The organism is Streptomyces sp. NPDC048254 (assembly GCF_043201895.1).
Taxonomy (GTDB): domain Bacteria; phylum Actinomycetota; class Actinomycetes; order Streptomycetales; family Streptomycetaceae; genus Streptomyces.
The window spans coordinates 290,315-313,629 of the sequence record NZ_JBICZJ010000009.1; the positions used below are offsets into that span (position 1 = coordinate 290,315).

Genomic DNA, 23,315 nt, shown 5'->3' on the forward strand with positions numbered 1-23,315 from the left:
GGCTTCAGCCACTCTGCCGCTCAGCCCCTCTGCCGGAATGTTCGGCGAGGGCTTGTAGTCAGGACACTTCGGGCGCCCGCACTCGCACCTAGGCCAGTGCAGGGCCGAACTGGGGGCCAGGTCTGCGCCCTCAGGGCCAGGGTCGCTCTTCCGCACCAAGAGCACGCCGCCGACACCGAATGCTCCGGAGAGGAGGGAGAGGAACCGTCGGGCCTCACTGCTGCCCAGATGATCAGCCGCTTCGGCCCCATGTGCCCTGCTGTCGCTCACCATGGCCCGCCCTCTCCGATGACTCCGCTACGTCAAGGACGCTACGGAGACAGCGACTTGCCGGTCCACGTTCTTGCACGAGCTTGCACACGGACTACCCGAGTGAGTTAATCGCCTCTGTGATGAGGGTGCGGGCCTCTGCGCCGTACACGGCGATTTCCGCCAGTTGGGAGAACGCCTTGGCGTAGACAGCGATCTCTCCAGGCGCGGACACGTTCACGGCGGCCGTCAGCAGCTCGACGCTCACGCGGTGGTCGTCGAACAGATAGAACGCTTCCAGCGGCCACGCGCGCCGCTCGGCGGTGAACGGGATGATGCCGAGGCTGACGTTCGGGAGCGCCATCACTGCCAGCAGGTAGCCGAGCTGGCCGGCCATCGTGTCCGCGTCTCCGATGCGGTACCGGAGCACGGTCTCTTCCATGAGCAACGCGAAGCGGTGGCCGCCCTCATGGAGGACGTGTGAGCGCTCGACGCGCGATGCTGCGGCCTCGGGCGAGTCATCCGGGGTGCCTTGGAAAGCGGCGATCGTGGAGAGCAGAGCAGTCGCGTAGGCCTCGGTCTGGAGCATGCCGGGAATCACGTTGGAGCAGTAGACGCGGAAGTGTTGCGTGCCCTTGTACAGCGGCACGACTTCCTCTTGCGCCCGGCGCATTCCATGCCTGTGGAGCCTCTTCCAGTGCACGTACATTTGATCGGCTTGACGGTTCGCGGCGACCAGATCAGCGGTCTGTCCTTCCGCACCGCACGCCTTGCACCATGCACGGATATCGGCGTCAGAGGCGGGCGTCTTGGCGCGTTCGATGCGCGATGACTTCGCGGGACTCCAGCCACACAGAAGCGCCAGTTCATGACCGGTCAGCTCAGCGTCTCTGCGTATTTCCCCGAGTCTGGCGGCGATGACTTCACGGGCGGCCTGAGCGCTTGAGGAGGGAGACGCGGACATGAGTTGGCTCTTGGGTGCTTCCTGGATCAGACCGTGTACTTCTCGTGCGGGATGCCGCGCTCCCAGACAGCCTCGAACGCTGACGAGGCCAGCCGAGCCACGGCCGGCTCGATACGCACTTCCCAGCCAGGCTCCGACCAGTCACCGGACCCAGAGAAGTGGTTGAAGAGCACGGTTTCATTGTCGAACACCCAGCAGTCATTGCCAGGAAGCGCGAGGTCGGACGCCTGGCGCCTCGGCAGCCAACGGACCTGCTCCCCAGCGTGGATGTTGACGAGCGTGCCAGCGTGCTCGTACCGGATGTAGTCGGTGACCGGTTCCGAGATGATTCGGGCACGACGTACGGTGACGTCACGGGCAACGGTGCTTCGAATCAAGTCAACCCAGGGTGTCCAGTAAGCGGACGCCGGATCTACGTCGCGTTCCCCTGTGCGCTTCCAGTTCTCGAAGTCCTCGACCTCGTCACCCACTCCGTACGAGTCCCGCATCTCCAGGTGTACGGCCGAGTGCCTTGCTGCTGCCAGAAGCTCATTGAAGCCCGGCTCGTTCTGCGACATCACACGCCTCCCTGAGCATCGGCACCATACGGGCCGGAATCCGGATGACAGCTTCGTGCGAGGGAATCCCGGGCGCATGTCCCGGCGCCTCGAACGCTGCGCATTCTGCCTCAAGCTCCTTGTCCGGCTTCCCGCCTTGGAGCACCAGTTCCCGCTTCGCTGTGTCCACCCAGATGGTGGGAGAACCCTGCTGCCCTGTGTCTGGATCAATCCCGATGAACCGTAGTGCCACAGCCGCCTCCGGTGTCGAGTGGCTTACGCCAACTTGCACGAGCTTCGCTGTGGCAGCTGAACCGAGTCAAGGGAGCGTGGACATATACGCGGGCCGACAGGGGCGACTCTCAGCCACACGGGGCAGCGCAGCGCGAGGGGCAGGGGTTGGACTTGGACCCCTACAACTGCGCACCTGGGGGCTGCCGTTGGATCCTCCTCGCACCGGATGCCGAGTCGGCCCGCGGCCTGGTCCTCGTGCAGGCACTCGCCGACGAATGGGGCGTGGCACCCAGGCTGTCGCCGCGCAAGACGGTGCAGGCCGAGATCGGCGTGTCGCCGTAGCCCGGAAACGCGGGCGTCGGTCGCGAGGGACGTCACCACCTAAGGAACGACGGGGAGAAAGAACCCCACCAAGCCCCACCCCTCCCGCCCGTCGCGCAGCGTCACTCCCGCGAGTGAATATGCCCAAGTGGGCTGGATTTGGGGCGGGTTGCGTGCCCTACGCTCTGTGCAACAGAACCGCAGAAAAACTTCGGCCCTCGCCGGGACGGGCAATCCCAGTGCGAGGGCCTGACCACCAAGGAAGAGAACGCTTCCCGATGGATACGGAAAACCCTAGCGCGCCCTCGTGCGCCCAGCCCCGTGTTGCCGCCAAGAAGCACTCGAACCGGGGATCCGGCGGCCTCCTGCACGACAACGCCCGCCACACCTCCCACTTCGTGGTGATCGGCAACCACCTGGCCCAGCACCCCGATCTGTCGGGGCTCGCGGTCGGGATCGGCGTGCACATCCAGTCGCTTCCGGCTGGTTCCCGGGTCGACATCAAGACGCTGGCGGAGCGCCTGAAGGAGGGCAGGACCCGTATCGCGGCCGCGCTGCGGGAGCTTGAGGCGGTCGGGTACCTGCGCCGCGAACGCGTACGCCTGCCCGACGGCCGCATCATCACCCGCACGGTCTCCTGCAACCGGCCCGGCCACAGCAGTCGCGCCCATCAGCCGGAAGCCGCAGCACGACCGAAGACACCGCAGAAGCCGGCCCGCAAGGCCCTCCCACCCGTGCCACGCCCGGCCTGCCCCTCCCCCGCGCTGCTCCACACAGCCCTCGACATCCTCACCGGCCTCCGCCGCCGCGACCCCCGCCTCCTCCTCTCCGCCACCGACGCCGAACACCTCGCCCCGGGCGTCGCCGCCTGGCTGGAGCGCGACATCGCCCCCACAGCCGTACGCCACGCCCTCACCGACAACCTGCCGGCGGAACCCCTGATCCGCCCGGCCGCCTTCCTGGCCCACCGCCTGGCCGCACAGCTTCCGCCCCCGCCCCCGTTCCGGCCTCCGACCGCACCGGCCGCGCAGCCCAGACACCCGTTCCAGACCTGCGACGGCTGCGAGCGCCCCTTCCGTGCCCCCGCACCCGGCCGCTGCCGCGACTGCCGATCCGATCTCCCGGAGGCCGCCCAGCAAGCGCCCCGCCACATGCCTCGGCAACATGTACGCCGGTAGGGCGATTTCCCGGAATCCGCCGCATTTCCATAGCGGACCAGGCAGGATGAACCACTCTTTCGCCAGACAGGACCTCTTGTGCTGCCCTCATTCACCGCGAACGGATTTCTCCCTCTGGGTCGGTACTCCATCTCCTTCGACGAGGCGGAGTCCATGCTGGTCAGCGCCCCCGAGTTCGAGGACTCCACGACACGCACAGAACTGTGGGGCGGTCTGCACGACTACCTCGACCCGTTCCTCACACTGGAGGACACCTACACCGATGCCCTCGGCGGCACCCCTCTTATCCACAGCCTGTGGCTGGGTGGCAGCTACGTCAGCACCAAAGTCGATCCCGCGAACATCGATGTGACCCTCCTGGTCGATACACGTGCCGAGTGCGCCATACGAGGGAAGCCGGGCTCCAAGTGGCTGACCACCGCTTTCCAGAGCAGGGCCAGGATGCGGGAGAAGTTCGGCGTCTCGCCGCTTCGCATCGGGTACCAGCCCGTTGCCCGCATTTTCGAGCCGGAACGCTTCACACCGGACGAACGGACATACTTCACACAACGAGGTGTGTGGGATGACTGGTGGCAGCGCCGCAGGCTGCCGGGCACGAACGACCGCTCGCCATCCGAGGAAAGTGCCACCCCGGCACGCGGCTATCTGGAGGTGCGACTGTGACCGGCGACAGCTGGCGTGAGCGCAGGCGCGCGCTCCTTGGAGGCGACCAGGCCGAGTCCCAACGCGCTGCCCGTCTCCTGGACGCATTGGGCACCGAGGAACGGGACGACGAGGAGATCGAGGCGGAACACCGGGCGAGCCGACTGGCGGCAGCACGTGAGTACGCACCGGACGCTCTGCTCGAAGAGGAACTCCAACTGCGGCTGACCGGGCCGAACGCAGACGGCGGTGCTCTCCGCTTCCAGTGGGGCGATGCACTTCTCGAACCCGTGGAGCACCTGGTCTCCGTTGCAGCAGGTACGCCGGTACAGCTAGAACTCACGGGCATCTCGGCAGGCAGCACCGTCGTACACGCCCGGCCCATCACCACCCCCGTCGAGTCCGCCCGAACCGACGCCCTCGACGCGCCCCCCACATCCGCTGCCTCCACCGGCCTCGGCACCCTCACCATGCTGCTCGACGCTCTTGAGTCGGAACGCGATATCCGCGAGTGGGCGAAGCTCTTCGACGCGGTTGAAACGGTATCCCGAGCCCTGAGCAGGTACGCACTGGACCTGGGCGTGACCTGGTACGGGGCTGACGGGAGCCTGCGCCGTGCCCGCCTGACCGAGCAGGGCAGGAGCTACGTGAAACGGTTGCGGGAGACCAGGGATCGCGACCAGGAGATCACCATCTCCGGTCGCATCACCGAGCTACGGGAAAGCGGCCTGGTGAAGGTCAAGACGGGTACCGCCAAGAACGCACCCGCATACGACGTCCGCTTCGAGGAACCTGACGAACTGCTGCGCATGCGTCCCGGTCTCGGCGACAACGTCCACTTCCGGGTCCGGTTCCGGCAGCAGCTGGACTCCATGGGTATCGCGCGGTCCACCGAGTACACCTATTTGGGACCAGCCGCGGAACAGCCCTCACTTCCGCTTGAGCCCTGATCAGAGCGTCCGGAAGGCACGATGAACGCCGAGGTCGGCCCCGGGGGCAAGGTGATCCCCCGCCCCGAACAGACCCCTGAAGCCCTGCGCTCGGCTCTCGCCGTCGTGGCGCCGGGCCTGCTGGAAAAGATGCAGACCACGAAGGACGAGGGTTTCGCCAAGGCCGTCGAGTGGCAGTCCCTCAGCCCGGTGCAGAGTTGGGTGCTGATCTGGGCCAAGGAGATCGAGATCGCCCGTCGGCGAGACCTGTCCGCTCGCTACGCCCGGGCGGAGCAGGCTCTGGAACATGACGACCCGGTCATCGCCCAAAAGGCCTTTCGCGAACTGAGCGCGATCATCGAAGAGGCGCTCAGGGCAGTGCGCGCGTGAGCTGGAAACGGGAGTACGCCTCCGGGGCCGTCTCGGCTTCTGACCGTGAACGTCGCCTCCGCGTCTACCGAGCCATGCGAGACGTCGTCGAGGCCACGGAGGACGCCCTCCCCGGGAAGTTCGAGATCACCCGGGAAGGGATCGTTCACGACCTGCTCTCACCCAACGGCCCTCACGAGCTGACGAGGGCTCGTCTCCGGAAGCGGCTGGAGGATGTCCTGCCGCAAGCGATGGTGGCGCACACGGGCAAGCCGGATGTCGCGGACGAGGCCCAGGGCATCATGCGTCGCCCTGACGTAATGGTGATCGCCGAGGCGGACATGGAGGTCGGTGAGGCCTTCGATCCCCTTACGATCCGCGCAGCTGTCGAGGTCGTCTCCCGCTCCAACCCCGACAACGACTGGATCGGCAAGGTCCGCGACTACCCCCTGATCGGCATCCCCGTCTACGCGGTCTTCGATCCCCGCACCGGCACGGGCGCCGTCCTCACCGACATCCACCCCACCCCTGAAGGCCCCCGTTACGCCACCCGCAAGGACTTCGTCTACGGCGAGGACGTCACCATCGGCGACTGGACCATCCCGACCGATAACCTGCCGCGCTATAAGGACGGGACTGGCGAGCAGCACTGAGCGGGTGCGACTGTGACCGGCGACAGCTGGCGTGAGCGCAGGCGCGCGCTCCTTGGAGGCGCTGAGGGCGGAATGACATGCCCGATGTTTCGTTCGCGCAGGCGGACCCGCGTGCGGTCAGTGCTCGTCGTCCGGCGGCAGGCTGGGCACGTCGGCGCGGAAGAGGCTGACCAGCAACCCGTACGGCTCGCCGTGTGCCGGGTCCGTGGGATGCGGCTCGGCGGCCATCGCGTGCAGCCGGGCCTCAAGGGCGCGCGCTTCCGCTTCGGTGAGCCAGAGGTGGCGCAGCGTGGTGTGCGAGGCCTGGCCGGGCCCGTCCGGCAGCATCTCGCCGAGCGCGGCGTTGATGAGGAACTCCGGGCCGGCCGCCGCGTCCTGGTGCAACTTGAAGCTCCTGCTGACCAGCGCGAAGTACTGCTCGGTGCCGCCGCGCACCTGGCGGGTATCGGCGAGCCTGACCAGTCCGGCCTCGCGAAGCACCCGTACGTGGTAGCCGATGGTCCCCTTGCTCATCCCCAGCGCGTCGGCGAGCTGGCGCAGCGTCGCGGGGCGCTGGCGGAACGCGTTGACCATGCGGTGGCGCACGGGATGCCCGAGGGCCTTGAACTGCTCGGCCGAGCTCAGCACGAGGTGGCCCTCCTCGCCGTGGAGGCTCTCCTCGCCCTGGAGGCCCTGCTCCCGGTCGGCGTCGGTCCCGCGCGGTAGTGGCTGTGGTGGCTGATCTTCTGCCATGGGCGAAAGTGTCCACGAATCTAAACACTTTTGACAACCTCGCCGCGTCGGCGCAGAATCCCCATCACGAAAGTGGCGAGGAATCTCGTCGCTTTACCGGGAACCCAAGGAGTCCGATGCCCCTCGCGACGGCCCGTGTCACCACCACCCGCCCCGCGCGCTACCTCAAGCAGCTCGTCTCGCACATGAGCCACAAGGCCACCACCGCCCTCACCCCTGACGGACGCGGCACGATCACGGTCGCCTCCGGGACCTGCACCCTCGGGACCACCCCGGACCGGCTGGAGCTGACCGCCTCCGCGGCCGACGCCGAGTCGCTGGCCCGGGTCCAGGACGTGATCTCCCGTCACCTGGTGCGCTTCGCCACCCAGGAGGAGCTCGCCGTCGAGTGGACCGCCCCCATCGACGGCGGCGAGCTGGAGCCCGTCACCCCCGCCGTCGACGCGTACCTGCTCAGCCACCACACAGCGGCCGACGACGTCCTCGGGGAGCTGGCCGTCGCCACCCGCGAGGCCACCGCCGATGCCGCGCACATGCAGGTCTCCTCCGACGAGGGCGCGCTGCTCACCATGCTGACCCGGCTGACCACCGCCCGTTTCGCGGTCGAGGTCGGCGTCTTCACCGGCTACTCGACCCTCTGCATCGCCCGCGGCCTGGCCGACGGCGGCCGGCTGCTCGCCTGCGACGTCAGCGAGGAGTGGACCTCGATCGGCCGTCCGTACTGGGAGCGCGCGGGCGTCGCCGACCGGATCGACCTGCGTATCGCCCCCGCGCTGGAGACGCTGCGCGCGCTGGACGCCGAGCCGGTCATCGACATCGCGTTCATCGACGCCGACAAGGCCAACTACCCGGCGTACTACGAGGAGGTCGTGCGCCGGCTGTGCCCCGGCGGGCTGGTGGTGCTGGACAACGTCTTCCTCGGCGGCCGCGTCCTCGACCCCGCGTACCAGGAGGAACACCACCTGGCGATGCGGCGGCTGAACGACCTGATCGCGGTCGACGAGAGGGTGGACTCGGTGATGCTGCCGGTGCGCGACGGGGTGACCATCGCCCGGCGCCGCTGACCCACGGCCCGCACGCGACCGCCCGGCCCCACGGCGCGGACTCGCCGACGGGCCGCACCGGAGCCGGGCCTCGCCTCCCCGAGGTCCGACCGAGGTCCGGACCGGCCGGATAGGTTGCCGACATGATCCTCGCCCCTCTCCCCCTCACCCCCGACCGCGACATCCCGGCCCCGGTCCTCACCGAGCTCACCGCGCTGTACGCCTCCGATCGGGAGTTCCAGGCGCTCAGCGGTGACTTTCCGGATCCGGACGACATCCGGCCGGAGCAGGTGGCGAGTGCGCTGGCCGAGGAGTTGGCGAACCCGGATGTGGAGGTGCTGCTGGCGCGTGCCGAGGGCCGGCTGGTCGGGGTGGTCGTCACGCTGGCCCGGCACCCTGATCCCGCCGACCCGGATCCGTGGATCGGGCTGCTGATGGTGGACGCGGCGGCACGGGCACGGGGGTACGGGCGGCGGATCGCTGAGGGCGTCGAGGAGAGGTTCCGGGCGGCGGGGCGGGACGCCCTCCGGCTCGCCGTGCTGGAGAACAACCCGAAGGGGCTCGCCTTCTGGACGGCCCTCGGGTACGAGGTGATCGGCCATCGCCCGGATCGTCAGCTCGGGCGGCCGTGTGCGGTGCTGCGCAAGGAGCTGGGTACGGCTCAGGGGTGACCGGGCCTACGGCCGGGACGGTTTGCCGTCGCCGTACAGCCAGTCCTTCCAGATGGCGGAGAAGTCCTTGCCGGGGGCCTTCTTCTCGACGTACGCGGTGAACTCGGCCGTGTCCGCGTTGCCGTGGCGGTGGGTGGCGGCCCAGCCCTGGATGATGTCGTAGAACGTGTCGTCGCCGACGGTCTGGCGGATCTTCTGGAGGACCATCGCACCGCGGTCGTACACCGGCCGCTCCGAGATGTACGCGGCGCTCGGCGGCTTCGCTGGCGGGAACCCCCAGAGGGTGGCGTCGTCCGTGGGGGTGGCGTAGGTCTTGTCGAAGGTCTCCTGGGCGCTCGGCCCGCCGTGGTCCTCGGCCCAGAGCCACTCGGCGTAGGTCGCGAAGCCCTCGTTGAGCCACATGTCCCGCCAGGTCTTCGGGGTGACGGAGTCGCCGTACCACTGGTGGGCGAGTTCGTGGACGAGGGTCTCGGTGTCCGGGGCGCCGGGGAAGACGGGCCGGGTCTGGGTCTCCAGGGCGTACCCGGCGTCGGCCGGACGGTCGACGATCGCGCCGGTGGAGGAGAAGGGGTAGGGGCCGAAGTTGTAGGACTCCCACTCGATGATCTCGGGGAGCTTCGCCAGTACCGCCCGGCTCGCCTTGACCTGCGTGGGGTCGACGGCCGTGTACACCGGCAGGCCGTCGGAGAGGGTGGAGCGGGTGACCGTGTAGTGGCCGACGGCGACCGTGGCGACATAGCTCGCCATCGGCTCGGCGCTGTGCCAGACGAAGGCGGTACGGCCGTTCTTCGTCGTCTCGCTCTTCAACTCCCCGTTGGAGACGGCCTGGAGGCCCTTCGGGACGATGACCGTGATGTCGTGCGACGCCTTGTCTGAGGGGTGGTGGTTGCCGGGGAACCAGGCCATGGCGCCGACCGGCTCGCCGAGGCCGAGCGCGCCGTCCGCGGTGCGCAGCCAGCCCTCCTTCGAGCCGTCGGGGTCGGTGATCGTCTCCGGGCGGCCCGAGTAGCGCACGGTCGTCGCGAAGATCTCGCCCTTGTCCAGGTCGTCGTGCGGGCGGACGGTCAGCTCCTGGCCGGCCCGGTTCCAGCGGGCCGCCTTGCCCTCGACGGTGACCGAGTCGACGTGCAGTCCCCGGAGGTCGAGGTCGAACGCCGACAGGTCCTGGCCGGCCCGGGCGGTGATCACGGCGGTGCCGGTGAGGCGGCGGGTGCCGGGTTCGTAGCCGATGTCCAGGGCGTAGTGGCTCACGTCGTAGCCGCCGTTGCCCGCCTTCGGGAAGTACGGGTCGTGGACGCCCGCGCCGCCCGGGGTGCCGTGGACCCCGCCGTCGCACGCGGCCAGCACGAGGCAGAGCAGGACGGACGGGAGGACGGACGGGAGTGCGAGCACGGATCGGGGCACGCACGTGATCGTAGGACGCCATGACACCATCGACGACGTGCTCGACATCGGCTATGCCCTCTCCAACCGGTTCCCGGACCCGCCCCAGACCGACTACTGGCGGGTGGACGTCCACGCGCTGCGCCACGACCTGTTCTGCGGGGACGTCTACCTCGCGGACACCAAGGCGGACCGGGAGCTGTCCACAGCCTGGGGATGGGTGCCGGTGCTCGACTTCGCGTGGGCGCTGTGCGACATCGTGGAGCGGATCGACCGCGACCCGGCGGGCTCCCGGGCCGCCCGGCCCCAGCACGCGGAACTCGACTTCACCGAGTCCACCGACCGCATGCTCTTCGAGCGCCGCTTCGGCTGGGTGGACGTCGAGGCGGACTGGATGCCGGCCGAGGAGCCTCCGCTCACCTTCTCCCACCGCGAACTGCGCCGGGAGGCACGGGACTTCCTGCACGACCTGCTCGCCGACCTGACCGACATGCACGAGGGCCTGGCCGACAACCCGGCGATCTGGACGCTCCAGGCCCGCTTCCCGAGACTCTCCTGACCTCCCGGGCCGCCGAACGACGCCCGGATGTACGGACGTTGACCTCCCGAAGAGCCGGGAGTGACAAGTGAGGCGGGAGTCGACGGAAGACGTTCCGCCTGGCCCGGCCGCCCATACGTTGGCTCCGTGCGGACGCAGCGACAGGCAGGCGACAGCGGAAAAGACGCCTCTCCCCCGGCACCGGTACCGGTCACCGCCAAGCCCACCGGGTCCACCGTGCCTGTCGGGCCCACCACATCCGTCGGGCCCACCACGTCTGTCGGGCCCACGGAACACGCGATGCTCGCCCTCATGGGGACCGCGGGGAACGCGGCCACCACGCAGGCGCTGCGGGACGCGAAGGGGAAAGGCGTCTCACGGCCGGCGGCGGTGCGCAGCCGGCCGGTGGCGCCCGTGGCCCCCGTCGAGGAAAAACGCACCGAGCCGGGACTGGTGCTGCCGCCGTACCTGATGGACTTCCGGGCCGCCGGGCTGTCCACGGCGTACGGGCTGACCGGGCACGAGTTCGTACGGAACGCGGTGGCCGCCGTCGTCGGGCACGGCGACGGCACGGTCGCCGACATCGGCGCCGAGCTCGCCGGGCGCCCCGAGTCGTTCTACGGGCAGGGCCGCGCCTTCGCGGTCCAGGGCAGGACCGGCAAGGAGTGGTTCGACGTCACCGTCAGCATCTCCCGCGCCCCCGACGACCGGCCGCCGGTCTTCCATCCCAAGGACCTGCTCGCGAACACCGTGCCCGACCCGGACGGAGCGCCGCTCGCCGCGGTGGACGAGGCCGAGGGCAAGGACACCAAGGTCGACGTCCAGCACAACTCCGCCGCCACCGTCGCGACCACCGCGAGCGGCGGGGCCGGCAAGGGCCTGGGCGGCATGGCCTTCGGGCTCGCTCCCGTCGTACCGGGGCTGTGGCTGGGCGGCGCCGGCCTGGCGAACGCGCAGCCCTGGCAGTCCTCGCGGGAGTCCCGCAGCCAGCGCAACGTGGCCGAACCGCGGGTGCTGCGCAGCGAGAAGGGCTCGGTCGAGGCGCCGCGCAAGGTGCGGTACGGGGTACGGATCAAGAAGCACGGCGCCCCGGCCGCGCAGGTCTTCCACGGCTCGGGCGCCCTCACCCAGCGGGTGCCGACCGAGCATCTCGTCCCGGCCGGGACCGCGGCGCCCGCCGCTCCGCAGCCCCTCCAGGCCGGCACCGCCCGGCGCGTCTCGCGCGCCGACTCCATGGCCCCGGTCGCGGTGACCGACAGCGCGGCCCCGCACCAGGGCGGCGGCGGACTCTTCGACGCGGTCGCCGGCGTCCTGCACCCCTCGCTCACCGCACCCGGGGCACCCGGCCGCGCCCGGCTCTACGAGGCGACCTCCCCGGCGACCGTCCTGGAGGACATGCCCCGGCTGCTGCGCGACGGCGTCACCGGCGAGGATCTGGCGTCCAAGGACGGCAGCAGCGTCGGCAGCTACCGCATGCACGCCGAGATCACCGGCATGTCGCCGGCCTGCGGCACCGGCGGGACCCAGCTGCGCACCCATCAGCAGACCCAGCACACGGTCACCGAGAGCGCCGGCAAGGGGCGTGCCGTCACCGGCGGCCTGGGCCCGGCCATCGGCGTCGGAGCGGTCGGGAACGCCGCCGTCGTACGGGCCACGGCCATGCCGGTCGCGGCGGCCCGCAAGGCACGGTTCACGGTGGCCGAGCAGACCGTGTCGAGCCGCCAGGGCGCGGAGGTGCGCGGCGACAAGGTGCTCTACCTCGCGACCGTCCAGTTCACCGCGGAAGGCACGGGGCCACGCTCGGCCGAGAACGTCCTGCGCCCCGGGACCCGGGTCGCCCGGCACGCGATGCGGGTGTGGATGAGCCTGCGGGCCGACGAGGCGCGGTCGCTCGGGCTGCCGCTGCCGCCCGGCACCGAGGCCAAGGAGTTCATCGAGAAGCCCAAGCGGACCGACGAGGACGGCAACGAGGTCGACGTCGACGTCACCATGACCTCCCGACAGCGCAAGCTCGGCCGCGCCCTCACCCCCGGCTCCCCGGGCCAGGACGCGCCGGAGGCCAGGCCGATGGCAGGGCTGCACCTGGAGGAGCAGGACGTACGGCTGGTCACCCCCACCGAGTTCACCCTCGACGAGGAGGGCAAGCGGCGGCAGGACGCGGTGGGCGACCGGCGGCGGGCGCAGACCCCGCGGCCCGACCACGCCGTCACCGCCGAGGGCATCGGCGACCTGGCCACGCTCGTGCCCCGGCCGTCCACCGGACAGGCGCTGCGGGACTGGCAGCTGGTGGAGACGGTCGGCGACGGACAGGCCGTCCGGGACCTCGCCTTCCAGCTGCTGTCCCGGGCCGCCGCCCGCAACAAGGGCGTACGCGAGGATCCCGCGCTGGCGGCGGAGGGGCTCGCGCCGCGGCTGGCCATCGAGGAGCGGTTCGGGCCGCAGGCCGTCACGGCGGCGCTGCGGCAGGCCGCGTCCGCCGGGTGGGTGGTGAAGAACCTGCGCTATCCGCGGCGGCTCGCCGCGCTGAACGGGGCCGTGGGCACCCGGCTCACGCTGGCCCACCCGAAGTTCCTGCACCGGGGCGCGGGTCCCGGCACGGAGACCTTCGTGCTCGGCGGCCACCAGGCCGCGGGACAGGAGGGGCGGGGCACCACCAGCACCTGGCAGGCCGGCGCCACCGGCTCGGAGAACGGCCCCGAGTGGCGGCTGGGCCAGGGCCTGTCCGGGAGCCGCACCACGAGCGAGGGCGACGCCCGGTCCGCGGCGCTGTCCGGCACGGTCGAGCGCAACGCCCACACCCCGAAGAAGGCGCCGCTCCATCTGGTCCAGTGCGACCTGCTCGTCACCATGGTCGCCGAGGTCAAGGTCACCGGCGGCGGCCCCTACGTGGCGACGGCCGGCCGCACCCTGCCGGCCGAGGCGGCGGTGTGGTTGACGGAGCGCAGCTGCCAATGGGCAACGCCGGTGGCAGCGGCGGCGCGGCCGACGCGGCGGTGAACGCGTCGGGTTCGATGCCGCTGCACAAGCCCAAGTCCGCGTCGGTCCTGGTGCAGTTCACGCTGGACGTGCGGGTGGTGGCGAGGGTGGGCAACCGTATGCGCCCCGGCCGAACCGGCACCGCCGTGCGGGAGCTGACCCTGCCCCGGCCGGTGGTGATCCGCATGCCGGAGCCAGTGGTCCGCCGCATGCTGGCCGCCCAGCAGGACCGGCTCCAGGACCCGGACGACCACCTGGGCCTGCGGAAGGCGGCCGCGGCCACGCCCTCGGACTGAGCACCGCTGCCGGTGCCGGGCTCACCCCTCCACGCGGATCCCCAGCTGCACGGCCAGCACCGGTGCCAGGTCCAGCAGCTGGGACATGCTGATCACCGCCCCGGCCAGGCGCTCCACTCCTCTGGTGATCTCCAGGGACGCGGCGCCCCGCAGATCGACGTCCTTCATCGTCACCCCCGTGAAGTCGGCCCCCTTCAGGGTGCAGTCGATGAACTCCACCCGCTCCAGGACGGCGTCGCCGAAGTCCGGTTCCACGAGGACGCAGCCCTCGAAGACCACGTCTCTGAGCCTGGCCGTGCGCAGGTTGAGGTAGTCGATCTTGCCGCCGCGGATCACCACGCGCTCCAGCACGGAACCGTGCAGCTGGGTGCCGCCGAGGCGGGCGTCGACCAGCTCGACGTCGCGCAGGGTCGCGTCGGAGAGGTCGGTGCCGACGCCTCTCGGTCCCGTGAGGACCGTGTCCAGCAGCCGGGCGTGGCGCAGCCCCGTCTCGTCGAAGGCGCAGCCCGTCAGCGCGCAGTCCATGAACCGGGCGCCCGCGCCGTCCTGCCCGACGAAGTCCGCGTCCCGGAACTCCTGCCCGTCGTAGTCCCCGTCCGGCTCCAGCTCGCCGCCGCTCCAGGGTTCCAGCTCGGGCAGCCGCACCTCCGGCCGCCGCGCGCCCTTCACCTTGCCACCGCCGGGCCCACCGGCCGCTGTCCTCGCCATGCCCCCATCTTGCAGCCCGCCACTGACAACGGAAGGCGGGCCCGGGACCGGCCGGGGCTTGACCTCAAGCGCGCTTGAGGTCGAAGAGTCGACCTGTCGGATCATCCGGCTGTCGGATCATCCGGTCCCTGCGTCCCGTACCTGGGGGGAGTCCCTGTGCACGCCATCGTTCTGCACGCCTTCGGGCCTGCCGAGAACCTCGTCCACGAGAAGACCGAGGACCCGGTGCCCGGTCCGGGGCAGGTGCGGGTCGCGGTCGCCGCGGCCGGTGTCCACGCGCTTCCCCTGGCCGAGGCGGCGGCCGCACACCGGGCTCTGGAAAATCGGGCGACGGTCGGAAAGGTGCTCCTGGAACCTTGACCGGCTCGCGCGGCCGATGGCCGTCCTGGGCGCGACCGGCGTGCACATCGCCCTCCCCGCCGCACAGCGCGGCCCGTTCGCGGCCCTGCTGGTGACGGCGGAGCCCGAGGCAGGGCGCCTCGGCGGAGACCCCGGTGGCGGAGCCGGTCAGCTGAGCAGCCGGCGGGCGATCTCCAGCTGCTCCTCGCCGGGGCGGCCGCCGGCCTCGATCGTCCAGACCGCGTTCTGCAGGACCCGGCCCAGTGTCCAGGCGCGGGCCCGGTCCCGGTCCAGGCCGAGGACGTCCGTCAGGGCGTCGAAGCGCCATCGCACCTCCCCGGCGTCGAAGCGGTTCCACAGCACCGGGAAGAGGTCGAAGCCGGGGTCGCCCACGAGCGGTTTGGGGTCGATGGCGAGCCAGGGGGCGCGGTCGGAGGCGAGCACGTTCTCGAAATGGAGATCCCAGTGGAGCAGGCGGTCACCGGGTTCACCGGCGACGTCGGCCAGCGCCGCCGCGCAGTGCGCGAGGAGACGGCGTTCGGCGGGATCCGGGTGGCGGGGCAGTACCGCCGACGCCCGTTCTCCCAGTCGCGCCGCGATGTCACCGAGGTGCCGCAGCCCCGCCGGGGGCTCGGCCGCCGTCAGCCGGGCCAGCAGCCGGGCGACGACCAGGGTCGCCTCGCGGGCGTCGGGCAGGTCCGCGAGGTGCCGTCCCGCGTCGAGCCGTTCGAGCAGCAGGGTGCCGGTCTCGTCGTCGGAGTCGAGCAGCCGGACCGCCCCGTCCCCGCCCCAGGCCCGCAGCGCGACCGGCTCTCCGGCGGTCTCCTCGTCGACGTCCTGGAGCTTCAGCACGGCCCGTGCGCCGTCGGCGGTCCGCAGCACGGGCAGGACCAGCGCGCAGCGGCCGTACATCGTCGGGCCGTCCGGCCGCAGCCCCCAGTGGTCCAGGAACCGCTCGGCCCGTCCGGGGAGCGAGGCGACGAAGGCGCGTCCCGCCGGGCCGCCGTACCGCTCGTGCCGGGCGATCAGCCCATCCGGAATGTCAATCACCCATGTGACGTTACTGCCGTGCGTGAATCGCCTCATGCGAAATACCCGGGGCCTCGGCAGCAGGGTGTGGGCGTATGTCCGCAGCGCCCCCGGCACGTACATCTGGCTGGCGGTTCTCTTCGTGACGACCTTCGCGCTGCACCACATGTCACCCGAGTTCGAGCAGCAGTTCCTGCGGCAGCGGTCCACCAACATCCATGAGCTGTCGGACAACCCGGTGCGGGTGCTGGTCGCCAGTGCGATGTGGATCGAGGGCGGGCACTGGGTGCCGTACGCCTTCCTGTACACCGTCTTCCACGCACCGGCGGAACGCTGGCTCGGTACCGGGCGCTGGCTGGCGGTGTGCGCGGCCGCGCACGTGCTGGCCACCCTGATCAGCGAGGGTGCGCTGCTGAAGGGGATCCACGACGGCATCGTCCCGTACGCCGCGGTCAACACCATGGACATCGGGGTGAGTTACGCGCTCGCCGGGGTGATGGCGGTGCTCGCGTACCGGATCGCGACGCCCTGGCGGTACGCGTACGTCGCGGTCGTCCTGCTCGTCTACGGGCTGCCGCTGACCGAGTCGCCCACCTTCACCGACCTCGGACATTTCGTCGCCACACTGATCGGTCTGGCCTGCTATCCGCTGGTCAGGGGCCGTGGAAAAGCATGGAATCCGAAGGAGACACTGGCCGCCCTCAGGAGTTAACGTCCGGCCATGAGCAGCTCGGCAAGCAGTGTCGTCAACGGCGGCATCTCCTTCTGGTACGCGAACGACGGCCTCCCGGCGGTACGGGAGCCGCTCGACGGGGACGCCACCGCGGATGTGGTGATCGTGGGCGGCGGGTACACGGGACTGTGGACCGCGTACTACCTGAAGAAGGCCGCCCCCTTCCTGCGGATCACGGTCCTGGAGCAGAAGTTCTGCGGCTACGGCGCCTCCGGCCGCAACGGCGGCTGGCTCTACAACGGCATCGCCGGCCGCGACCGGTACGCCGCACTGCACGGCCACGAGGCCGCCGTACGCCTCCAGAAGGCCATGAACGAGACGGTCGACGAGGTCCTCGCGGTCGCGGAGGCGGAGGGCATCGACGCCGACCTGCACAAGGGCGGGGTGCTCGAAGTGGCCACCACCCCGGCCCAGCTGGCCCGTCTCAAGGCCTTCCACGAGCACGAGCTGTCGTACGGGGAGAAGGACCGCGAGCTGTACGGCGCCGGGGAGACCCGGGAGCGGATCCGGATCGCCGACGCGGTCGGCTCGACCTGGACCCCGCACGGCGCCCGGCTGCACCCCGTGAAGCTGGTGAAGGGGCTGGTGGCGGCCGTTGAGGGCCTGGGGGTGCGGATCCACGAGTCGACTCCGGTGACCGAGATCCGGCCCAGGCACGCCGTGACCCCGTACGGCACGGTCCGCGCCTCCTACATTCTGCGCTGCACCGAGGGCTTCACCGCGAACCTCAAGGGGCAGAAGCGCACCTGGCTGCCGATGAACTCCTCGATGATCGCCACCGAGCCGCTCACCGAGGAGCAGTGGGAGTCGGTGGGGTGGCGGGGGCTGGAGACCCTCGGCGACATGGCGCACGCCTACATGTACGCCCAGCGCACGGCCGACGGCCGGATCGCGCTCGGCGGGCGCGGGGTGCCGTACCGGTTCGGGTCCCGGACGGACAACGACGGGCGGACACAGCAGGCGACGATCGAGGCGTTGCGCGAGATCCTCGTGCGGTTCTTCCCGAGCCTGGCGGGGGTCGGGATCGAGCACGCCTGGTCCGGGGTGCTCGGGGTGCCGCGGGACTGGTGCGCGACCGTCACCCTCGACCGCTCCACGGGGCTTGGCTGGGCGGGCGGATACGTCGGCTCCGGTGTCGCCACCACCAACCTCGCGGGACGGACGCTGCGGGACCTCGTCCAGCTCGACTCCGGGCAGGGCGGGCGGACCGGGCTGACCGAGCTGCCGTGGGTGAACCACAAGGTCCGCAAGTGGGAGCCGGAGCCGTTCCGCTGGCTCGGCGTGCAGGGCATGTACGCCACCTACCGCGCCGCCGACCAGCGCGAACGGCTCCACCCGAGCGCCGAGTCGTCCCGGCTGGCGCGGGTCGCGGACCGGGTGGCGGGGCGGCACTGACACACCGCGAGGCACGGGCGCCCCTGGAAACCCGTTGAGGCTGTGTCACACCTGTGTGCGACCATCGCCCCAACATTCGCATTCCAGGGGGGAATTGATGGCGCACCCCGTGCCCGACACCGGTTTCGGCAGGACGGTGAGACCCGGGCGGCTCACCGCCGTGACGGTCCTCGTCGTATCGCTGCTCACCTCGCTGCTCACGCTCACCGGCGCCGGGTCCGCCCGCGCCGACGACCCGGTGTGCGCGGCACTGGCCCTCGCGCCCTTCGGCGACCCCGGGGACGCCGTCGGCAAGGTGACCGTCCCGGCCCAGGAGACGGCCTGCTTCACCGTGACGGCCCCGGCTGCGGGCCTGTACATGGTGTCGCTGGACGACAGCCACCACGAGGCGTACACCCAGCTGTCCGCCGCGGACGGCACCCCGGTGGACTGCTACGACGAGGAGTACTCCGAGCAGGGCCGCTGCCAGGTGCCCGCGGCCGGCACCTACACCCTCACGGTCGTCAACAGCGGCTGGGTGGACCCGGAGGACGCCCAGGTCACCGTCGTCCCGCTCGGCTCGGCCACACCGGGCTGCTTCGAGGCCGCCGGCACCAACTGGGACCAGCCGCTCACCACGCGCACCAGCGTGAGCCCGATCGAGGTCGACTGCCAGGGCATCGACGCCCAGCCGGGCGAGCGCATCCGGCTCACCGCCGTCACCCGGGTCTACGGCGGCGCGACCGCGTGGCTCACCGACGCGACCGGCGCCCGGATCTGCCCGCACTTCCCGGAGGACGGCGAGACCAGCTGCGTGCTGCCCGGCAGCGGCCCCTACCGGGTGATCTCCCAGGTGGACTCCACGGACGGCGGCTTCCCGGCCGACTACACGGTCACCGCCCGCCGCCTGAACGACCCCCAGGGCTGCACCACCACCCCCGTCCGCCCCTACGGCGCCCTGGACCCGCAGGACCTCACCGTCGGCGGCTGCTACACCTTCACCACCGACAAGGCCGGCCTGTACACCGTCCACTACGTGAACGAGGACCGCGCCACCGGCCCGGTCCAGGTCTACGGCACGGACGGCAAGACCGTGTGCCGCGCCGGCACCGACCCGTGCCGGGTGCCCGCGGCCGGCACCTACACCGCGATCCCCGAGGGCTCCGCCCGCCAGAGCGTGGTCGTCCTCGACCGCGCCTCCGACGCGGGCTGCACGGCGACCGGATACGGCCCGCACCAGGGCGAGCTGAGCACGCCCGGCCAGTACGACTGCCTGACCCTGCCCGCCCCGCAGAACGCCCGGATCGCCGTCCTCAGGCCGCTCGCCTCCTCCGGTGTCGGGGCCCGCCTGGAGGTCCTCGACCGGGACGGCACCGCCCAGTGCACCGCGCAGGAGATCTCCGACGGCAACTGCGCGCTCACCGGCACCGCGCCCTACCGGACGCTGGTGCACACCGAGAACCAGGCCGAGGGCGCGACCGGCCCCTACGCCCTCGCCCTGTACCGCACCGACGCCGCGGGTGACTGCCCCGTCCTGCCCGCCGGCAGCTTCACCGCCGACGGCGCCGAGGCCACCTTCGCCACCGGCGACGGCGTCTTCTCCCGGTGCCTGAGCATCCCGGCGGACGCCCACACCGGCACCGAGCTGTTCCAGCTGACCGCGACCTCCGGCGACGTACCGGCGAGGTTCTCGGTGCTGGACGCCACCGGCAAGAAGGTCTGCGACCACATCCCCACCACCAGCGGCTGGACGGTGTGCTCGCTCACCCCGGGCATGGCCCACACCGTGCTGGTCACCGGCCGCGACCAGGCCGCCGCCTACACCCTGACCCGCCGGGACGTCACCGCCACCGCCGCCTCGGCGGGCTGCACGAGGACCGCGGCCGCCAAGGTCGGCGGCCCGTCGGTGAAGGGCACGGCCGGCGCCGCCGGCACCGTCGACTGCGTCCAGGTCACCACCCCGGCCGCCACCGACGTCCTCCACGTCAACGTGCGGGACGCGCTGGGCACGGCGAACATCGCGGTGATCGGCGGTGACGGCAAGACCGAGTGCTCCTACCGCAACAGCTCCTGCGCGGTCACCGGCTCCACCACCCACCAGGTGCTCGTCCAGACCCCGGCCGACCTGAAGGCCGCCCCCGCGTACCACCTGGACGCCCTGCGCGTCGCGACCGCCGACGGCCCCGCACCCGAGTGCACCAGGGTCCCGTCCGTGTCCTACGGGTACGGCCCGGTCACCGGCACCCTCGACGAGACGCACAGCGCCGTCTGCGCGGTCCTGCCGACCGCCGGCCTCGACCGCTTCTCGGCCGACATCAAGGACACCACCGGCGCGACCGCCAAGGCCGTACCGGCGCTGTACAACACGACGTCCTGGCGCAACGGCTGCACCCGCTACATCGGCGAGAACGGCGAGGGCTACGACTGCGCCACGCTCGGCTCGTCCACGGGGCTCACCCCGACCGTGTTCCTGCTCGGCCTCCCCGAGACCGCGTCCGGCACCGCCTACAGCGCCCGGCTGGCCTGCTCGTCCCTCCTGTGCGGCACCGACAAGGTGAGCGTCACGGGGATCAGCCCGGCCACCGGGGTCAGCGGCACGAAGGTCAAGGTCACGGTCACCGGTACGGCCCTCGGCCCGAACACGGAGGTGCGGCTGAGCCTCGACGGCAGGACCGTCTCCGCGAAGGCCGACTCGGTCGCCGCCGACAACCGCTCGGTGACGGCCACCCTGGACCTGACGGGCGCGGCGGCCGGCACCTGGAACGCCAGCGTGTTCACCACGTGCTGCGAGTACCCGCTCGGCTCCTTCACGGTGACCCAGGCCCAGCTGACCAGCACGGCCGCACCGAAGATCACCGGCACGGCCAAGGTCGCCGCCAAGGTCACGGCCACGACCGGGAGCTGGTCGGCGGCCCCGGGCTCCTACACGTACCAGTGGAAGGCCGACGGCAAGGCGATCTCCGGGGCGACCGCCGCGTCGTACACCGTCCCGGCGGCCCTCGTCGGCAAGAAGCTCACGGTGACCGTGACGGCCGTGAAGAGCGGCTGGCTGAGCGGGTCGGCGACCTCCGCCGCGGTGACGGTCGCGAAGGGGGACGCGCCGAAGGCGACCAAGGCGCCGACGGTCGGCGGCACCGCCAAGGTCGGCAAGAAGCTGACCGCGGCGCACGGCACCTGGAGCCCGGCGGCGACCTCGTACGCATACCAGTGGTACGCGAACGGCAAGGCGATCAGCGGGGCCACCAAGTCCACGCTGACCCTGAAGTCGGCCCAGAAGGGCAAGAAGATCACCGTGAAGGTCACGGCCCGCCGCACGGGCCACAAGGACGGCACGGCGACCAGCAAGGCGACGAAGACGGTCACCGCCTGACCGACGGGTCACACCGTCCGGGCCTGGAGATGCGCCCCACCACCCCACCGCACACGATGGGAGAGGGACCGCCCAGGCCCGGACGGGCAGGAGAGATCAGGTGAACGCTGAACGGCTCCCGTCGGCGTGGCTCTTCCCCGAGACCACGGACGCTCCGCCGGCGATGACACCGGAACCCCACGTCGACGGCGTGGACAGGCCCTGTGCGTGCGGCCTTCTGCGGCAGATCGTCGAAGGCACCTCCGCCCCGGTCGTCATCGTCGACGAGCATCTGCGGTACACCTACGTCAACCCGGCCTGGACCGCCGTCACCGGGGTCGCCGCCGCCGACTGGGTCGGCAAGAAGTTCGGCTCGGTGCTGCCCGACGTCCAGACACCCGACGACGTCCTCATCGAGGTACTGGCGGACGGAAAGCCGCGTGAGGTGACCGTGACCGGGAACACGCTGGTCCCCTCATCCGTGGGCCGCAGGATCTGGCGCTCGGTCTTCCACCGGCTGGAGTCCCACGGCCGGGTCATCGGCGTGTGCGGCATCGGCGTCGAGGTCAGCAACCTGCGCCAGTACCTCGAGGACCTGGAGACCGCACACCAGCGGCTCGCCCTGCTGGACGCCGCGGGGACCCGGGTGGGCACGACCCTGGACGTCGAGACCACCTGCGCCGAACTGGCCGACTTCCTCTCCCCGTCGGTGGCCGACGTGGCCGCGGTGGGGATCGTCGAGGAGGAGTTCCTGGGAGCGCCTCCACCGCCGCCCGGAGTGCTGCGGCTGCGGAAGATGAAGCTCACCGCGGCGCCGGAGGTCCAGCTGCATCTGCACGAACTCGGCGGCCCGAAGCCGTACATCGACCTTCCCCGGGGCGGGGTCACCCGCAACTGCATGGACAGCGGACGGCCGTGGCTGAGCAACATGGCCTCCGAGGAACTCCTGGAGAAGGTGACCGCGGATCCCGAACGCGTGAAGATCTTCCGCACGGCCGGCATGCACTCGGTCCTGATCGTGCCGCTGCCCACGGCCGGCCGCAGTGTCGGCACCGTGATGCTGCTGCGCGGCGGCGACTCCGCCCCCTTCAGCGAGGACGACGTCCTCACCGCCCAGGGCGTCGCCGCCCGCGCCGCCACCTCCATCGACAGCGCCCGCCGCTACACCGGGGAGCACACCATGACCCTGGAGCTCCAGCGCGCCCTGCTCTCCGAGCCGGACCGCCCGCACCCCAGCGTCGAGGTGGCCACCCGCTATCTGCCCTCCGGCCGCAGCGCGCTGGTCGGCGGCGACTGGTACGACTCGGTCGCCCTGCCGGGCGGCCGGACCCTGCTGGTCATGGGCGACGTGATGGGGCACGGCTTCCAGGCGGCGGTGGCGATGAGCCAGTACCGCTCCGTGCTGCGCACCGTGGCCGCCTCCGGCCTGCCCGTCGACGAGATGCTGGGCGAGGCGGACCGCCGGGCCGCCCGGATCGGCCTCGACCGGGTCGCCACCTGCCTGCTCGTCCTCGTCGACCCCGAGAACGGCACCTGTACGGCGTCCACGGCCGGCCATCTGCCACCCGTCGTCCTCCGCCCGGACGGCAGCGCCGAGGTCCTGGACCTCACCGCCGGACCGCCCCTCGGCACCGAGCTCGGCGACTACGAGATGACAACGTTCTCCCTGGAGCCGGACGCGGTCCTGCTGCTCTACACCGACGGCCTGGTGGAACAGCGCGGCACGGACATCGACGACGCGATCCGCGGCCTCACGGAGCTGAGCCTGCCGGCGGACGGCTCCCTGGAGCTCCTGCTCGACACCCTGCTGACCCAGCTGACCAGCGGAATCTGCGAGGACGACATCGCACTCCTCGCGGCACGGCAGCGCTGCGAGAACCAATAGAGAGGCCCCTCGGGGGATCATGCGGTCGGGGCGCTGTTCCAGACCGTCACGGCGGTTGGCATGATCACCACTGCCCGGGCCTCAGCGATCTCCGAACGCAAGCGGTCGAGCAGCGAATCCACGTCCCCGGTCCTCTGGGTCGCCTCCCTCCCCCGGATGCCGGTACGCCGAGATCCCGGACGGA

22 protein-coding genes and 1 pseudogene are annotated in these 23,315 nt (G+C 71.2%); 16 read left to right on the forward strand and 7 right to left on the reverse strand.

Translation table 11 applies throughout. The annotated features are described in order from the left end of the window. Window positions 1-364: 364 nt before the first annotated feature. The 3 genes from ACGFZQ_RS25920 to ACGFZQ_RS25930 are packed head-to-tail and all read right to left on the reverse strand — an operon-like array spanning window position 365 to window position 2,002. Window positions 365-1,213: a helix-turn-helix domain-containing protein gene (locus ACGFZQ_RS25920; RefSeq protein WP_393842311.1), complete on the reverse strand. Its 849-nt coding sequence runs from the start codon at window positions 1,211-1,213 to the stop codon at window positions 365-367. 26 nt (window positions 1,214-1,239) lie between these two features. Next, window positions 1,240-1,770 carry a DUF6879 family protein gene (locus ACGFZQ_RS25925; protein ID WP_393842312.1) on the reverse strand — a complete coding sequence of 177 codons (531 nt, stop codon included), beginning with the start codon at window positions 1,768-1,770 and terminating at the stop codon, window positions 1,240-1,242. Further along, on the reverse strand, window positions 1,742-2,002 hold the full coding sequence (locus ACGFZQ_RS25930; protein ID WP_393842313.1) for a hypothetical protein: 261 nt from the start codon (window positions 2,000-2,002) through the stop codon (window positions 1,742-1,744). The genes ACGFZQ_RS25925 and ACGFZQ_RS25930 overlap by 29 nt, the downstream gene beginning before the upstream one ends. A gap of 146 nt (window positions 2,003-2,148) precedes the next feature. Between ACGFZQ_RS25930 and ACGFZQ_RS25935 the strand changes: the two genes are divergently transcribed. The 6 genes from ACGFZQ_RS25935 (at window position 2,149) to ACGFZQ_RS25960 (ending at window position 6,075) form a co-directional block, all read left to right on the forward strand. Then, a complete protein-coding gene (locus tag ACGFZQ_RS25935) occupies window positions 2,149-2,325 on the forward strand; it encodes a hypothetical protein (protein ID WP_393842314.1) in 177 nt (58 codons plus the stop codon). Window positions 2,326-2,582: 257 nt separating this feature from the next. Next, on the forward strand, window positions 2,583-3,482 hold the full coding sequence (locus ACGFZQ_RS25940) for a helix-turn-helix domain-containing protein (RefSeq protein ID WP_393842315.1): 900 nt from the start codon (window positions 2,583-2,585) through the stop codon (window positions 3,480-3,482). Between the two features lie 78 nt (window positions 3,483-3,560). Beyond that, window positions 3,561-4,145, forward strand: coding sequence for a DUF6932 family protein (locus tag ACGFZQ_RS25945; RefSeq protein WP_393842316.1), 585 nt, complete (start codon window positions 3,561-3,563; stop codon window positions 4,143-4,145). Further along, entirely contained in the window at window positions 4,142-5,074 is a 933-nt protein-coding gene (locus ACGFZQ_RS25950; protein WP_393842317.1) for a hypothetical protein, read from the forward strand. Before ACGFZQ_RS25945 ends, ACGFZQ_RS25950 begins: the two co-directional genes overlap by 4 nt. A 21-nt stretch (window positions 5,075-5,095) precedes the next feature. After that, window positions 5,096-5,443: a hypothetical protein gene (locus ACGFZQ_RS25955; protein WP_393842318.1), complete on the forward strand. Its 348-nt coding sequence runs from the start codon at window positions 5,096-5,098 to the stop codon at window positions 5,441-5,443. 74 nt (window positions 5,444-5,517) lie between these two features. Next, window positions 5,518-6,075, forward strand: coding sequence for a Uma2 family endonuclease (locus tag ACGFZQ_RS25960; RefSeq protein WP_393842319.1), 558 nt, complete (start codon window positions 5,518-5,520; stop codon window positions 6,073-6,075). A gap of 117 nt (window positions 6,076-6,192) precedes the next feature. Here ACGFZQ_RS25960 and ACGFZQ_RS25965 read toward each other — a convergent pair whose 3' ends face one another. After that, the gene (locus ACGFZQ_RS25965) at window positions 6,193-6,807 is read right to left on the reverse strand and encodes an ArsR/SmtB family transcription factor (protein ID WP_393842320.1); all 615 of its coding nucleotides are present in this window, start codon (window positions 6,805-6,807) and stop codon (window positions 6,193-6,195) included. 116 nt (window positions 6,808-6,923) lie between these two features. Here ACGFZQ_RS25965 and ACGFZQ_RS25970 point away from each other — a divergent pair, with 116 nt between their 5' ends. Beyond that, window positions 6,924-7,871 (forward strand): DUF2218 domain-containing protein, encoded by a 948-nt coding sequence (locus ACGFZQ_RS25970; protein ID WP_393842321.1) that lies wholly within the window; start codon window positions 6,924-6,926, stop codon window positions 7,869-7,871. 122 nt (window positions 7,872-7,993) lie between these two features. Beyond that, on the forward strand, window positions 7,994-8,521 hold the full coding sequence (locus ACGFZQ_RS25975; RefSeq protein ID WP_393842322.1) for a GNAT family N-acetyltransferase: 528 nt from the start codon (window positions 7,994-7,996) through the stop codon (window positions 8,519-8,521). A gap of 6 nt (window positions 8,522-8,527) precedes the next feature. Here the strand turns inward: ACGFZQ_RS25975 and ACGFZQ_RS25980 are convergent, their stop codons facing one another. Next, complete coding sequence (locus ACGFZQ_RS25980) at window positions 8,528-9,925, reverse strand: M1 family metallopeptidase (protein WP_393842323.1); 1,398 nt, start codon at window positions 9,923-9,925, stop codon at window positions 8,528-8,530. A 37-nt stretch (window positions 9,926-9,962) separates the two neighbouring features. Here ACGFZQ_RS25980 and ACGFZQ_RS25985 point away from each other — a divergent pair, with 37 nt between their 5' ends. The 3 genes from ACGFZQ_RS25985 (at window position 9,963) to ACGFZQ_RS25995 (ending at window position 13,714) form a co-directional block, all read left to right on the forward strand. After that, window positions 9,963-10,463 (forward strand): hypothetical protein, encoded by a 501-nt coding sequence (locus ACGFZQ_RS25985; RefSeq protein ID WP_393842452.1) that lies wholly within the window; start codon window positions 9,963-9,965, stop codon window positions 10,461-10,463. A gap of 291 nt (window positions 10,464-10,754) precedes the next feature. Beyond that, a complete protein-coding gene (locus ACGFZQ_RS25990; RefSeq protein WP_393842324.1) occupies window positions 10,755-13,439 on the forward strand; it encodes a hypothetical protein in 2,685 nt (894 codons plus the stop codon). After that, complete coding sequence (locus ACGFZQ_RS25995) at window positions 13,394-13,714, forward strand: hypothetical protein (protein WP_393842325.1); 321 nt, start codon at window positions 13,394-13,396, stop codon at window positions 13,712-13,714. The genes ACGFZQ_RS25990 and ACGFZQ_RS25995 overlap by 46 nt, the downstream gene beginning before the upstream one ends. A gap of 21 nt (window positions 13,715-13,735) precedes the next feature. Here the strand turns inward: ACGFZQ_RS25995 and ACGFZQ_RS26000 are convergent, their stop codons facing one another. Next, window positions 13,736-14,422 (reverse strand): pentapeptide repeat-containing protein, encoded by a 687-nt coding sequence (locus ACGFZQ_RS26000; protein WP_351737027.1) that lies wholly within the window; start codon window positions 14,420-14,422, stop codon window positions 13,736-13,738. Between the two features lie 156 nt (window positions 14,423-14,578). Between ACGFZQ_RS26000 and ACGFZQ_RS26005 the strand changes: the two are divergent. Further along, window positions 14,579-14,713 (forward strand): annotated as a pseudogene (locus ACGFZQ_RS26005) (oxidoreductase); the annotation flags it as partial. A 216-nt stretch (window positions 14,714-14,929) separates the two neighbouring features. Here the strand turns inward: ACGFZQ_RS26005 and ACGFZQ_RS26010 are convergent. Next, a complete protein-coding gene (locus ACGFZQ_RS26010; RefSeq protein WP_393842326.1) occupies window positions 14,930-15,847 on the reverse strand; it encodes an aminoglycoside phosphotransferase family protein in 918 nt (305 codons plus the stop codon). On the opposite strand from ACGFZQ_RS26010, the gene ACGFZQ_RS26015 reads away from it, so the two are divergent. The 4 genes from ACGFZQ_RS26015 to ACGFZQ_RS26030 all read left to right on the forward strand — a co-directional run bounded on the left by ACGFZQ_RS26015 (window position 15,846) and on the right by ACGFZQ_RS26030 (window position 23,131). Next, a complete protein-coding gene (locus ACGFZQ_RS26015) occupies window positions 15,846-16,502 on the forward strand; it encodes a rhomboid-like protein (protein WP_393842327.1) in 657 nt (218 codons plus the stop codon). The genes ACGFZQ_RS26010 and ACGFZQ_RS26015 overlap by 2 nt on opposite strands. A gap of 9 nt (window positions 16,503-16,511) precedes the next feature. Continuing rightward, window positions 16,512-17,918 carry an NAD(P)/FAD-dependent oxidoreductase gene (locus ACGFZQ_RS26020; RefSeq protein WP_393842328.1) on the forward strand — a complete coding sequence of 469 codons (1,407 nt, stop codon included), beginning with the start codon at window positions 16,512-16,514 and terminating at the stop codon, window positions 17,916-17,918. A gap of 97 nt (window positions 17,919-18,015) precedes the next feature. Then, window positions 18,016-21,267 (forward strand): Tat pathway signal protein, encoded by a 3,252-nt coding sequence (locus tag ACGFZQ_RS26025; RefSeq protein ID WP_393842329.1) that lies wholly within the window; start codon window positions 18,016-18,018, stop codon window positions 21,265-21,267. Between the two features lie 100 nt (window positions 21,268-21,367). Further along, the gene (locus ACGFZQ_RS26030; RefSeq protein WP_393842330.1) at window positions 21,368-23,131 is read left to right on the forward strand and encodes a SpoIIE family protein phosphatase; all 1,764 of its coding nucleotides are present in this window, start codon (window positions 21,368-21,370) and stop codon (window positions 23,129-23,131) included. Window positions 23,132-23,315: the final 184 nt, after the last annotated feature.